Origin of the sequence: Streptomyces ardesiacus (genome assembly GCF_003112575.1) — a bacterium.
GTDB classification, from domain to species: domain Bacteria; phylum Actinomycetota; class Actinomycetes; order Streptomycetales; family Streptomycetaceae; genus Streptomyces; species Streptomyces ardesiacus.
Genome location: NZ_BEWC01000008.1, coordinates 434,083 through 446,824, shown reverse-complemented (window position 1 = coordinate 446,824; position 12,742 = coordinate 434,083). Strand labels below are relative to the sequence as shown.

The window sequence follows — 12,742 nt, the reverse complement described above, 5'->3', positions numbered from 1 at the left end:
GCCGTGCTGCACGGAGGCCGGCCGATACGAGAATGGGTCCATGAACGCACTGGTACGGCGCCCGCCCTGGCTCGGGGTGCTGGTCTGGTGCGTGGCGGTGCTGAGCCTGACCGTGCTGGCCGCGGCGGCCGTCGTCCGCAGTACGGTCCTCGACCCCCAGTTCTACGACCAGGTGCTGGAGGACGAGCACGCCTACCAGCGCGTCTACGACGAGGTGCTGGTGGACCCGGCCAGTACGCCGCTGACCAGCGACCTGCTGGAGCGGCTGCCCGTGCCGCAGTCGACCCTCACCTCGAACCTCAAGGTGGTGATCCCGCCCGAGACGCTGCGGACCATGGGCGAGGGCCAGATCACGGAAGTGGTCCACTACCTGGAGGGCGACCGCGACCGGCTGCGGATCCGGGTGGATCTGGAGCCGGTCGTCGCCAACGTCGAGCGGCTCAGCCAGGCGTACTTCGGTGATGCCGTCGCCGCCCTGCAGCAACGCTCCGAGCCCGACTTCCAGGCCTTCGTGCAGCGCCTGTCCGACCTGGTGGCGCGGGTGGTGGCCGGTGAGGCTCCCCTGGAGGAGCTGCCGACGCTGCCCCTCTCCCGCGGCCAGGCGGTCGCGGCCACGGACGCCCTGATGCGTCTGGTGCCGGACGGCGCGACGCACGACGGCGTGCGGTCGACCGTGCTGGCGGCCCTGGACCGGGGCGACGTGGCCTCGGCCCTGGCCGCGATCGCCCCGGTCGCCCTGACCGACCAGGTCCGGGACGCGGCCGGGGAGCTGTTGCGGGAGGCGCGGCAGGGCACATGGGTCGTCACCGTCGACGTCGAGCCGGGGACCGAGGCACTGGCCCCGCTGGACCGGGCCCGGGGCGTCACCCGGCTCTTCCAGGACGTGGTGGAACCGGCGGCGGCCGTGCTGTGCGCCGTCGCGCTCGCCCTGCTGTGGTTCCTGACGCCCTCGCCCGCCGGGCGCCGGCTGATCCCGCTGGGCTGGGTGCCGGCCGCCGCCGCGTCGCTGCTGGCGCTCACCGTGGCGGGACTGCGGCTCGCCCTGGGCGACACGCTGTTCGGCGTCCCGGCGTCGTGGCCCCCGACGGCGTCGGATCTGCTCGCCGACGTCCAGGCCGCGGCGCTCGACCGGCTGCTGGTCACCGCTGTCGTCGTCGCGGTGATCCTGCTCGCCGCGGGCGCCCTGCTGATCACCGTCGGCTGGGTCCGGCTGACCCGGCCCAGCGTGCCGGTCCTCACCGATCCGCGGCACGTACCGGCGCTGACCTTCGCCGTCACCGCCGTCGCCCTCGTCGGGACGATGCTGGCGCCGGTGGCGATCACCGGTTCCTCCCCGCGCATCTGCCAGGGCAGCGCCAAGCTGTGCGACGCCCGCTACGACGAGATCGCCCAGCTCGCGTCGCACAACGCGATGGCGACGACCGCGGACCGGTTCATCGGCCCCCTCCAGGACCCGGACATCGTCGGTCAGCTCGGCGCCGGCTCCCGGGTGCTGCTCCTGGACACCCACCGCTGGGAGCGGCCCGAGGAAGTGGCGGAGCGGCTGAGCGCCTCGGACTTCTCCCCCGCCGAGCGCCGCGAGCTGACCACGCTCCTGGAACGGGTGAACCCGCCCCACCCGGGCCTGTGGCTGTGCCACTCGGTGTGCGGTGCCGGCGCCCTCGAACTGGAGCCGACGCTGCGGCAGATCGGTGACTGGCTGCGCGACAACCCCACGGAGGTCGTCACGCTGATCCTCCAGGACGGGGTGGACGCCGTGGCGACCCAGGACGCCTTCGTCCGGGCCGGTCTGTCGGACCTGCTGTACGAGCCGGACCGGGACCCGGACCGTCCGTGGCCGAAGCTCGGGGACATGATCGACAGCGGCCGGCGGCTGGTCGTCTTCGCGGAGAAGGCGGACGGCCCCGCGCCCTGGTACCGGAACCTCTACCGGTACGCCATGGAGACGCCCTTCGCCTTCCGCAGCCCGGACCAGATGACCTGCCTGCCCCACCGGGGCGGTTCGGACCGGCGGCTGTTCCTGCTCAACCACTTCGTCACGGCCGGCGGCGGGCTGCGCCTGGACGCCGGGGTGGTCAACTCCCGGCAGCGGGTACTGGAGCGGGCCCACACCTGTGAACGGCAGCGCGGCAGGCCGGTCAACTTCATCGCGGTGGACTACGCGACGATCGGCGACGCGCTCGGCGCGGTGAACGAACTCAACGCCGAGCGCCTGGAGCACGACGGTCCCCGCGCGCCGGCCGAGCGCTCGCCGGGCCGGCTGGAGGGCGCGGCGGAGACCCGGCGGCACGGTGGTGCTCCGCGCCGCCGGGCGGCCTGCCGGTGAACCGCGGCTACGGGGCGGCTCCTACCGGTTGATCCTGAACTGGGAGCCCGGCTCTATGCGTACGTCCTCCTTCGCCGAGTTGGTGATCGTGACGTCGGTCAGGGTGGCGCTGCCCCGGGCACCGCCCATCGCGAGGATGCCGGAGCCGTTGTTCGACCTGTCGATGCGGACGTTCTCGATCCTCACGTCCGGCATCGCGCCCCCGCCCGTCTTGAACTGGATGCCGTCGTAGGTCGAGTCGCTGATCTCGGTGTCCCGGATGGTCACGCCCGGGATGTCCTGGCCCTGCGCGAACAGGGTGATGGCGCCGAACTCCTGCGCCTCGCCCCAGAACGCGCCGCCCGTGCGGTGCAGGGCGTTGCCCGCGACGAGTGTCTGTCCCGAGAAGGGCAGCGGGTCGTGGTCGGTGGCGAGCATGATGCCGGGGTAGTTCATGGTGTCGGAGACGACGTTGTTCTCCACGGTGTTGCCGTGACCGCCGTACACCGCGATGCCGTTGGCCCGCCACGGGAGCTGGATCGTGTTGTTGCGGAAGTGGTTGTCGTGGCCGACGTCCACGGAGGTGTCCTTCACGTACTTGTTGGCCCAGACCGCGAGCGAGTCGTCGCCGGTGGTGCGGAAGGAGGAGTCGTAGACGGTGGAGTTGCGGGTGCCGTTGGAGAAGTTGATGCCGTCGGCGTAGGTGTCGCGGATGCGCATGCCCGTGAACTGCACGCCGTCGGCGGGGCCCCACAGCTCGGGGATGTTGGAGTAGTCGCGGCCGACCCAGACGCCGACGTTGGCGTGCTCGATCCACACGTTGCTGATCTTGGTGTTCTTGCCGAAGCGGCCGTTGAGCCCGACGCCGCCCTCCTGGTTGCCGTCGCCGCCGCGGAGGGTTCCGGAGCCGAAGATGGCCAGGTCGGAGATCTGGGTGTTGTCGTCGACGTCGAAGCCGAAGTTGCCCTCGTGCGGGTGGTTGATGCCGCCGGCCTCGTGGGGCGGGGTCAGGGTGTAGAGCTGGGAGTGCCACATGCCGGCGCCGCGGACGGTGACGTCGCGGATGCCGACCTGGTTGTACTGCCCGCGGTTCTGCGGGTCGTCGGTGAGGATCTTCTGCTCCTGGCGCCACTGTCCGGCGGGGATCCACACGCAGTCGATCCTGCCGTTCTGGTTGTCGGTGACGGCGCGCTGGATGGCGTCGGTGTCGTCGAGTCCGTCGCCGGGGACGGCCCCGTACTCGGTGATGGAGGTGCACTCGGCGGGCTTGGTCTTCGCCGGCGCGACCTGCTCCAGGTCGATCAGGTCGATGACGTAGAAGGCGGCCGAGTCGCCCGCGTCGCGCTGCAGCCGGAACTCGGTGCCCCGCGGGAAGGTGCGGTCCAGGAGCGCGTGGGACTCGTCGAACAGGCGCCGCGCGTCGCCGCCGGGCCGGTTGGTGAGGCCCTCGGGGTCGTCGGTGCTGCCGTAGAGCCAGCTGTGCTTGGACGACAGGGTGAGCTTCTGGACGAACACGCCGTCGGCGTAGAGGCTCAGGGTGGCCTCGGTCCCGCCGCCGCCGGGCGCGTCGGGGATGGAGTTGCGCACCACGACGGAGTTGGTGGGCGTGGTGGAGGTGAACGCGACGTACTGGCCGGTGGTGTCGAGCCGGACGGACTTGCGGCCGGAGGACTCGGTGCCGAAGTTGGTGTGCCCGAAGGTCCGCTTGGCGTCGGTGGTGAGCAGGGTGCCGTCGTAGCGGCCGTCCTCCGCCTCGTACTCGGTGTACGGGACGGCGGCGCCGCGTCCGACGACGAGGGACTGGGCGAGCACGTTGTTGTTCTCGTTGGTCTCGGCGACCCGGTCGGTGGCGTCGGCGGTGGCCGTGAGGGTGACTCCGCCGCCGGCCGCCTTCCAGGTACCGGCGATGGGCACGTTCACCGTGGCGCCGGCCGCGATCCGCCCGGTGGTGCCGTCCAGGGTGGTGGTGCCGGCCTGCACCCGGGTCACCGTGCCGGCCGGGGCGTCGCTGGTGCCCCGGTTGTGCACGGCGACGGTGAAGGAGACCTCGGCGCCCACCGCCGGGTGGGCGGGGTCGGTGGTGAGGGAGCGTACTTCGAGGTCGGGTCCGGGTGCCCGGTCGACGACGAGGCGGTCGGTGGCGGCGCGGCTGTTGTTGGTGTCGTCGAGTTCGGCGACGGTGTCGCGCGGGTCGACTACGGCGGCCACCGCGTAGCTGCCGGCCGCGTGGGTGCCGGTGGCGACGGCGACCTCGGCGGACTCGCCGGGGTCGAGCGCGGGGACCGCGGCGCTGCCGGCCTGCCGGCCCTCGACGGTGACGTCGGTGGTGGTGGCGGCCGAGGCGGCGGTGCCGGCGTTGCGGACCGTGGCGTTGACGGTGACCTCGTCGCGTTCGTTCGGCGCGGCGGGCGACCAGTCGAGCCCGGTGACGGTGAGGTCGGGGGCGGGCGCGGCGGTGCCGAGGACCTGGAACTCGGCGACCTGGCCGCCGGGCGCCCCGGAGTTGGAGAAGAACCGGAGCCGTACGTCGGAGACCCGGCCGCCGGCCGGGATGGTCACGGCGTTGTCCCGGCCGGGGCTGAAGGCGTAGTCGGCGCGGTCGCGCAGCGAGGTGAAGCCGCTCTCTCCCCGGGCCCGGCCGAGCACCTGGATGCTCTGGGTGCGCGCGGACCACGCCGGGTCGGGGTTGAGCTTGACGACGACACCGCTGATGTCGGCGTCGGCGCCGAGCTTCACGGTGAGGTCGGCCGGGTTTCCGGCGGCCTCCCAGTACGTGGAGGTGGAGTCGTCGGTGGCGTTGGCGGCGACGTAGTTCTGGGTGGTCGAGGTCGCTTCGGCCGGTTTGTTGCGGGCGAGGTTGGTGCCGGCGGGCGGCGGGCCGGTGTCGGCGTCGTCGCCGTACACCTCCAGTTCGGCCAGTTGTGCGGCGTTCCAGCCGGTGTTGCCGGTGATCTCGACGCGGACGTAGCGGGCCTCGGCGGGCGAGTCGAGGCCGACGGCGACGGTGCCCGCCTGCGCCGGGCCGAACGCCCGGCCCCGGGAGGCGTCGAGGGTGTGGAACGTGGCGCCGTCGGTGCTGCCCCGCACGGAGAGCGTCTGGGTCCGGCTCTCCCAGGCGGCGGGCAGTTTGAGGACCACCCGGTCGACGTCACGGGCGGTGCCGAGGTCGACCTGGAGCCACTCGGGGAAGGTGCCGGCCGGTCCCTCCCAGTAGGTGGCCTGCTGTCCGTCGGTGGCGTTGCCGGCCGGGTAGGCGCCGTGCGAGCCGCCCGCGGTGGCCGGGCGGCCGAGGGCGAGGTTGACGTCGGCGGCGGCGGTCACCGGCGCGGCCTGCGCGGGGACGGCGAGGGGCAGGGGCAGCAGCCCGGCCGTCATGAGCCCGGCGACGGCGGCGCCCGTGAGCATCCGCCGGCCGAGGGATCTCCGTCTCATGGGGTCCTCTGTTCCGTGGGGAGTCGGGAGGGCGCGACGGTCCGGCAGTTGGGGGGAAGCACCGACTCTGCGCGCCAATTGAGCAGGACAGTCGATTCTTTGCGGAAAGCGCGTCATCAGGTTTCTAGCGCGTCACCTTTTTGTCAACGGTCATGAACGAGGCCGGAGTTGGGACGCAACCTGCTTGCGTTGCTTGCGGTCGGCTTGCGTAGCGCTTGAACTGGCAACCGAGTCGGTGCGGGGGCGGAACGGACCGCCGGAAGCTCGCAACGCACGCAAGCCGCACGCGACGGAGAGAAACAGAAGGGCCGGCCCGACGCCTGAAGACGTCGGGCCGGCCCGTGCCGGTGTCGCGGTCCCCCGCCCCGGGGGGACGGGGGGATCAGTCCGTGCCGGACTCCATCGCGGCCCGGTCCAGCAGCTCGTCGTCGCCGGAGACCTCGCCGCGGGAGGCGATGGCCTGGGCGCCGCCCTCGGGCATGGCGCCGATCAGCCCGGTCGCGGCGGCCTGGGCGGCGCCGATGGCGGGGTTGGCGGTGCCGATGAGGCCGAGCCCGGCGTACTGCTCCAGCTTGGCGCGGGAGTCGGCGATGTCCAGGTTCCGCATGGTCAGCTGGCCGATCCGGTCCACCGGGCCGAACGCGGAGTCCTCGGTGCGCTCCATGGAGAGCTTGTCCGGGTGGTAGCTGAACGCCGGTCCGGTGGTGTCGAGGATCGAGTAGTCCTCGCCGCGCCGCAGCCGCAGCGTGACCTCGCCGGTGACCGCCGAGCCGACCCAGCGCTGCAGCGACTCCCGGATCATCAGCGACTGGGGGTCGAGCCAGCGGCCCTCGTACATCAGCCGGCCCAGGCGCCGCCCCTCGGCGTGGTACTGGGCGAGGGTGTCCTCGTTGTGGATGGCGTTGACGAGGCGCTCGTAGGCGGCGTGCAGCAGGGCCATGCCGGGGGCCTCGTAGATGCCGCGGCTCTTGGCCTCGATGATCCGGTTCTCGATCTGGTCGGACATGCCCAGGCCGTGCCGGCCGCCGACGGCGTTGGCCTCCATGACCAGGTCGACGGCGGAGGCGAACTCCTTGCCGTTGATCGTCACCGGGCGGCCCTGGTCGAAGCCGATGGTCACGTCCTCGGGCGCGATCTCGACCGAGGGGTCCCAGAACCGCACGCCCATGATGGGCTGCACGGTCTCCACCCCGGTGTCGAGGTGCTCCAGCGTCTTGGCCTCGTGAGTGGCACCCCAGATGTTGGCGTCGGTGGAGTACGCCTTCTCCGTGGAGTCCCGGTAGGGGAGGTCGTGGGCGACCAGCCACTCCGACATCTCCTTGCGGCCGCCCAGCTCCGTCACGAAGTCCGCGTCCAGCCAGGGCTTGTAGATCCTGAGCTGGGGGTTGGCGAGCAGGCCGTACCGGTAGAACCGCTCGATGTCGTTGCCCTTGAACGTGGAGCCGTCGCCCCAGATCTGGACGTCGTCCTCGAGCATCGCCCGGACGAGGAGCGTGCCGGTGACGGCACGTCCCAGCGGGGTGGTGTTGAAGTAGGCACGCCCGCCGGAGCGGATGTGGAACGCCCCGCAGGTGAGCGCGGCCAGCCCCTCCTCGACCAGCGCCGCCCGGCAGTCGACCAGGCGCGCGACCTCGGCGCCGTAGGTCTTCGCACGGTCGGGCACCGAGGCGATGTCGGGCTCGTCGTACTGGCCGATGTCGGCCGTGTACGTGCAGGGGACGGCGCCCTTGTCACGCATCCACGCGACCGCGACCGAGGTGTCGAGGCCGCCCGAGAAGGCGATACCGACGCGCTCGCCGGTGGGGAGGGAGGTGAGGACCTTGGACATAGGAAGAGTATGCATGATTACGCATGACCATGCAAAGCCTCCTCGTCACCGGGCCGGAACTCCGACGTCGCCGGCCCGCGCCCGGCCGGTCACCGTGCGGGCAGCGCCGCGTACTGGTACTCCAGGAACCTCCTCGGCGCCCGGACCGAAGATCTCCGTAGCCGTCAGACGGCTGTCCGGAGAGACGTCGGTGAGCACGGTGGGCGGGGAGAAGCAGCCGGGCCCCTCGGGCGTGGTGCCGCCGACCAGCCCCCGGGCGCCGCGCCGCACCGCGTCGGCGACCAGGTCCTCGGCCTTGGCCCGGCCGGCCGCGACCGATGAGTTCTCCGCCGGCCACCGGTCATAGGGGTGTACCGACCCCGCAGCAGACATCGAGGAACCCGCATGCGTACGTTGATCAGCACCGCTTTCGTCTCGCTCGACGGTGTCGTGGAGGCCCCGGGCGGCGAGCCCGGCTACCGGAACTCCGGCTGGACGGTCCGTCTCGTGGACTTCCTCTCGGAGGCCTACGAGATCAAGGGCCGGGAACAGGACGAGGCCACGGCGCTGCTCCTGGGCCGGATCAGCTACGAGGCGTTCAGCCCGGTCTGGCCGGACATGGCGGAGTTCCCCCGGTACAGGACGATGCCGAAGTACGTCGTCTCCACCACCCTCGCCGAGGACGACCTGGTCACGAACTGGGGCGAGACGACGATCCTGCGGTCGCTCGACGAGGTGGCCGCGCTGAAGGAGACGGAGGGCGGCCCGGTCATCGTCCACGGCAGCGCCGCCCTGAACCGGAGCCTGTCGGACGCCGGTCTGATCGACCGCTACCACCTGCTGGTCTTCCCGCTCCTCCTCGGCGCGGGCAAGCGGCTGTTCAGCGACGCCGACCGGGACGCGCAGCGGCTGCGGCTCGTCGAGCACGAGGTGTACGCCAACGGCATCCAGAAGAACGTCTTCGACGTCGTCCGCTGAGCCGCGCGGCGGGCGGTGGTGACCGGGGACGGACCCCCGGCACCACCGCCCGCCCGGTGCGTCCGGCTCAGGCGCCCTCGACGGCCTCCTGCGTGAACACCGCGTGCAGGCGTCGCGTGTGGTCGACGTGCCGTTCCGGCCCGGTCAGCGCGACCGTCGCCGTGAGCCGCGGCTCGGTGCTGGACGCGGCGAACCGCAGTTCCAGCGCGCCCGGTTCGACGACCCGCCGGCCGTCGCGGCCGGTGAAGGAGGCCAGGTCGGCCGGGACCTCGACGCGCACCCTGCGGGCCTCGCCCGGAGCCAGCGGCACCCGCGTGTAACCGATGAGGCGCTGCACCGGCTGGACGACGGAGGCGACCGGGTCGTGCAGGTAGAGCTGCACCACCTCGGTACCGTGCCGTCCGCCGGTGTTGCGGACCGTCAGTTCCAGCGAGAACGCGCCGTCGGTCGGCGCCTGCCCGGTGTGGGTCACGAGGCCGCTCCACGCGAACGAGGTGTACGTGAGCCCGTGCCCGAAGCCGAAGGCCGGGGTCGGGTCGATGCTGGACACCTCGCTGGCGTGGGCGAGCCGCGCCCCGAGATAGGTGGTCGGCTGGGCCCCCGCACCACTGGGCACGCTGACGGGCAGCCTCCCGGAGGGGCTGGTGCGCCCGCTGAGCACACCGGCGATCGCGGCGGTGCCCTCCTCGCCGGGGAAGAACGACTGCACGATCGCCGCGGACTCGGCGACGGCGCGGCCCAGCGCGTAGGGCCGTCCGGCGAGCAGGACGGTGACGACCGGCCGGCCGGAGTCGAGCAGCGCGTCGAGGAGCTGCTGCTGGGCCCCGGGCAGCGTGAGGGACTCGGCGTCGCAGCCCTCGCCGCTGGTGCCGCGGCCGAACAGGCCCGCCCGGTCGCCGAGGACGGCGACGACGACGTCGGCCTCACGGGCCGCGTCCACCGCCTCGCCGATGCCGGAGAGGTCGCCGTCGTCGACGCCGGTGCCGCGGGCGACGGTGATGTCCGCGTCGGGGAACTCGGCGGTCAGCGTGTCGTACAGCGTGGGCAGGTCGATGCCGACCGGGACCTCCGGGTGCCGCACCCCGACGTGCCGCGGGAAGGAGTAGCAGCCGAGCACGGCGGTCGCCTCGGTGGCGTTGGGGCCGACCAGGGCGATGCGGCGCGGCCGGGCCAGCGGCAGGGTGCCGTCGTTGGTCAGCAGGACGACCGCCTTCTCGGCGATCTCGCGGGCCAGTTCCCGGTTCTCGGGCCGGTCCAGGTCGATGCGGCCGCGCAGCGCCTCCGGGTCCGTCAGGTCCACGCCGTCGAGCGCGGGCGGGACGGGGCTCCAGTCCGGGTCGAGCAGGCCGAGCAGCGCCTTCTGGGCGAGGACGCGGCGCACCGCCCGGTCGATCAGTGCCTCCGGGACCCGGCCCTCGGCGACCGCCTCGATCAGCGGGGCACCGAAGGTTTTGACGGTGGGCAGTTCGACGTCGACGCCCGCCCCCAGCGCGGCGCCCGCGGCGTCGGCCCAGTCGGCGGCGAGGCCGTGCAGGGTCTTCAGGAAGGCGATGCCGAAGTAGTCGGCGACGACGGTTCCCTCGAACCCCCAGGTGTCGCGCAGCAGCCCGGTCAGCAGCGCCTCGTCGGCCGCGGCCGGCACACCGTCGATGTCGGTGTAGGCGTGCATGACGGAGCGGGTGCCGCCCTCGCGCACGGCCATCTCGAACGGCGGCAGCAGGACGTCGGCCCGTTCGCGGGCGCCCACGGACGCGGGGGCGAGGTTGCGGCCGGCGCGGGAGGCGGAGTAGCCGACGAAGTGCTTGAGGGTGGCGACGATCCCGGCGGACTCCAGGCCCCGCACGTACGCGGTGCCGATGGTGCCGACGAGGTACGGGTCCTCGCCGATGGTCTCCTCCACCCGTCCCCAGCGGGCGTCGCGGACCACGTCGAGGACGGGGGCGAGGCCCTGGTGGATGCCGACGGACCGCATGTCGCGGCCGATGGCGGCGGCCATGCGGCGCACCACGTCCGGGTCGAAGGTGGCGCCCCAGGACAGCGGCACGGGGTAGGCCGTGGCGCCCCAGGCGGCGAAGCCGGCCAGGCACTCCTCGTGCGCGACGGCGGGAATGCCGAAGCGGCCGGCGGAGGTGATGCGGGCCTGGGTGCGCATGAGGGAGAGCGCGCCGAGGGCGGGGTCGACGGGGACGGTGCCGAAGGGCCGGGTGAGCTGGCCCAGTCCGGCGGGGACGAGGGCGTCGAGGTCGACGGCCTCCTCCATGTCGTGCTGGTGGGGGGCGACCTCGCCGCCCTGGTCGGAGGCGCCCACCCACACTCCGTAGAGCTGGGCGATCTTCTCCTGGAGGGTCATCGCGGCGACGAGCGCGTCGACTCGGGCGGCGACGGGGTGGTCGGGGTCGTTCCACAGGGGCTTTTCGGGGGTGGTCTCTACGGCCACGTCGGCAGTCACTTTCCTCCGACACCCATCAGGCCCTGGACCAGGGCACGACGGGCGAACAGGTAGACGAGCAGGATGGGCACCATGGACAGCACCACGGCTCCCAGCAGACCGGGGATGTCGATGCCGTGCGCGGTCTGGAAGTTGTACAGGCCCAGGGTGACCACCTTGGTGGACTCGGACTGGGTCAGCACCAGCGGGAACAGGAAGCCGTTCCACGCCTGGAGCGCGGAGAACACCACGATCGTGGACAGTCCGCCGCGCGACAGCGGCACGACGAGCTGGAAGAACATGCGCCGCGGACTCGCGCCGTCCATGGCCATGGCCTCGTACAGCTCCGGGGAGATGTCCCGCATGGCGCCGCTGAGGATGAGCGCGGACATCGGCAGGCAGAACGCGGCCGTGGGCAGGATGACGCCCAGCAGGTTGTCGTACAGCCCGGCCTCGCTGATCAGGTAGAACATCGGCACGATCACGGCCTGGGCCGGGATGGCGAGGCCGAGCAGGAAGAGCCGGAAGATCGCCGACGTGGTCCGGCCGCGGCTGCGGACGATGGCGTAGGCGAGCGGCGGGACCAGCAGCAGCACGATGCCGATGACGCAGGCGGTGACGACGAGCGTGTTGAGGAAGTACCGGCCGAAGCCCGAGTCGAAGGCGCCGGTGTAGTTGTCCAGGGTGAAGCTGTCCGGGATCGAGACCGGGCCGTTCTCGGCGTAGTCCTGGCGGGTGCGCAGGGTCGCGGCCAGCATCACGTACAGCGGCAGTCCGACCAGGACGAGCCAGACGAGCGAGCCGGCGCCGGCCAGGTAGTTGGGGCGGCGCCTCATGACACACCCTCCATGGAACTGCGCATCTTGTCGTAGCCGGAGACCCGGACGACGACGAGCGAGATGATCGTGGCCGCGACGACCAGGGCCAGCGCGATCGCGGAGCCGATGCCGTAGTCGAAGCTCTTGAACGCCTTGTCGTACATGTAGTAGGCGCTGATCGTGGTGTCGGTGCCGGGGCCGCCCTGGGTCAGGATGAGGACCGTCTCGAACGTGGTCAGGCCGCCGACGATCATCAGGATCATCGAGGTGATCATGGAGGTGCGCAGCTGCGGCAGGGTGATGTGGAAGAACTGCCGGTAGCGGCCCGCCCCGTCGATCTCCGCCGCCTGGTACAGCACTTGGGGGACCGCGCGGGCGGCGCCCTGGTAGATCAGCGTGTGGAACGGGGTGAACTGCCAGGTGCTGACGAAGGCCAGCACCCCGATGGCGGTGGCCTGTTCACCGAAGAGGTTGCCGTCGCCGAAGAGCCAGCTCGCCTCGGCCGGGATGCCGAAGTTCGGGTCGAGCAGCGCCCGCCAGAGCACGGAGACGGCCGTCGCGGACAGCAGCAGCGGGATGAAGTAGATGACGGACAGGACGGCGCGGTTGCGCTGGTGACCGGCTGCCCAGACGCCGAGCAGGATGCTCAGCGGGGTCTGCAGGACCACGCCGAGAGCGGTCAGCAGCAGGGTCAGCCAGATGCTCTTGAGCATCACCGGGTCGTCGATGAGGCGCGACCAGTTGTCCGTGCCGACGAACTCGGGCGAGCTGATCCCGTCCCAGCTCATGAAGGACAGTACCGCCACCATGATCAGCGGGACGATCGCGAAGAGGAAGAAGAACACTGCGGCGGGCACCGCCCAGCCGAAGCCGGGGCGGCCCACCGTCGTCGTGGACGGGGCGGGCGGCCGCCGCCGGGACTTCTTGCGGGGTCCGGCGGCGGGCCGTGCGCTCGTGAGGTGTGTGGTCATGAG

At 72.1% G+C, this 12,742-nt stretch carries 7 protein-coding genes and 1 pseudogene; 2 read left to right on the top strand and 6 right to left on the bottom strand.

Translation table 11 applies throughout. The features are described from left to right. Window positions 1-40: 40 nt before the first annotated feature. Entirely contained in the window at window positions 41-2,326 is a 2,286-nt protein-coding gene (locus Sdi02f_RS26995; protein WP_108934182.1) for a PI-PLC domain-containing protein, read from the top strand. Between the two features lie 21 nt (window positions 2,327-2,347). Here the strand turns inward: Sdi02f_RS26995 and Sdi02f_RS26990 are convergent, their stop codons facing one another. From Sdi02f_RS26990 to Sdi02f_RS26980, 3 genes and pseudogenes are all read right to left on the bottom strand, one after another. Continuing rightward, a complete protein-coding gene (locus Sdi02f_RS26990; protein ID WP_108934181.1) occupies window positions 2,348-5,737 on the bottom strand; it encodes a CARDB domain-containing protein in 3,390 nt (1,129 codons plus the stop codon). Window positions 5,738-6,119: 382 nt separating this feature from the next. Beyond that, window positions 6,120-7,565 (bottom strand): argininosuccinate synthase, encoded by a 1,446-nt coding sequence (argG, locus tag Sdi02f_RS26985; protein WP_030398873.1) that lies wholly within the window; start codon window positions 7,563-7,565, stop codon window positions 6,120-6,122. A 135-nt stretch (window positions 7,566-7,700) separates the two neighbouring features. Beyond that, window positions 7,701-7,877: pseudogene (locus Sdi02f_RS26980) on the bottom strand (aldehyde dehydrogenase family protein); the annotation flags it as partial. 72 nt (window positions 7,878-7,949) lie between these two features. Here Sdi02f_RS26980 and Sdi02f_RS26975 point away from each other — a divergent pair. Further along, window positions 7,950-8,522: a dihydrofolate reductase family protein gene (locus tag Sdi02f_RS26975; protein ID WP_108934180.1), complete on the top strand. Its 573-nt coding sequence runs from the start codon at window positions 7,950-7,952 to the stop codon at window positions 8,520-8,522. Window positions 8,523-8,589: 67 nt separating this feature from the next. On the opposite strand, the gene Sdi02f_RS26970 is transcribed toward Sdi02f_RS26975, so the two are convergent. From Sdi02f_RS26970 to Sdi02f_RS26960, 3 genes are read right to left on the bottom strand one after another with little or no spacing between them, the layout of a single operon-like run. Then, window positions 8,590-10,971 (bottom strand): beta-xylosidase/alpha-l-arabinosidase, encoded by a 2,382-nt coding sequence (locus Sdi02f_RS26970; RefSeq protein WP_031081206.1) that lies wholly within the window; start codon window positions 10,969-10,971, stop codon window positions 8,590-8,592. Further along, complete coding sequence (locus tag Sdi02f_RS26965; protein WP_030398870.1) at window positions 10,968-11,786, bottom strand: carbohydrate ABC transporter permease; 819 nt, start codon at window positions 11,784-11,786, stop codon at window positions 10,968-10,970. The genes Sdi02f_RS26970 and Sdi02f_RS26965 overlap by 4 nt, the downstream gene beginning before the upstream one ends. Continuing rightward, window positions 11,783-12,739, bottom strand: a complete 957-nt coding sequence (locus Sdi02f_RS26960; protein ID WP_108934179.1) for a carbohydrate ABC transporter permease — start codon at window positions 12,737-12,739, stop codon at window positions 11,783-11,785. Before Sdi02f_RS26960 ends, Sdi02f_RS26965 begins: the two co-directional genes overlap by 4 nt. Window positions 12,740-12,742 lie beyond the last annotated feature (3 nt).

Excerpts from the sequence above, each read along its gene's own strand:
- Sdi02f_RS26990 (WP_108934181.1), bottom strand. The coding sequence starts at position 5,737 with ATGAGACGGAGATCCCTCGGCCGGCGGATGCTCACGGGCGCCGCCGTC.
- Sdi02f_RS26965 (WP_030398870.1), bottom strand. The coding sequence starts at position 11,786 with ATGAGGCGCCGCCCCAACTACCTGGCCGGCGCCGGCTCGCTCGTCTGG.
- Sdi02f_RS26975 (WP_108934180.1), top strand. The coding sequence starts at position 7,950 with ATGCGTACGTTGATCAGCACCGCTTTCGTCTCGCTCGACGGTGTCGTG.
- argG (WP_030398873.1), bottom strand. The coding sequence starts at position 7,565 with ATGTCCAAGGTCCTCACCTCCCTCCCCACCGGCGAGCGCGTCGGTATC.
- Sdi02f_RS26960 (WP_108934179.1), bottom strand. The coding sequence starts at position 12,739 with ATGACCACACACCTCACGAGCGCACGGCCCGCCGCCGGACCCCGCAAG.
- Sdi02f_RS26995 (WP_108934182.1), top strand. The coding sequence starts at position 41 with ATGAACGCACTGGTACGGCGCCCGCCCTGGCTCGGGGTGCTGGTCTGG.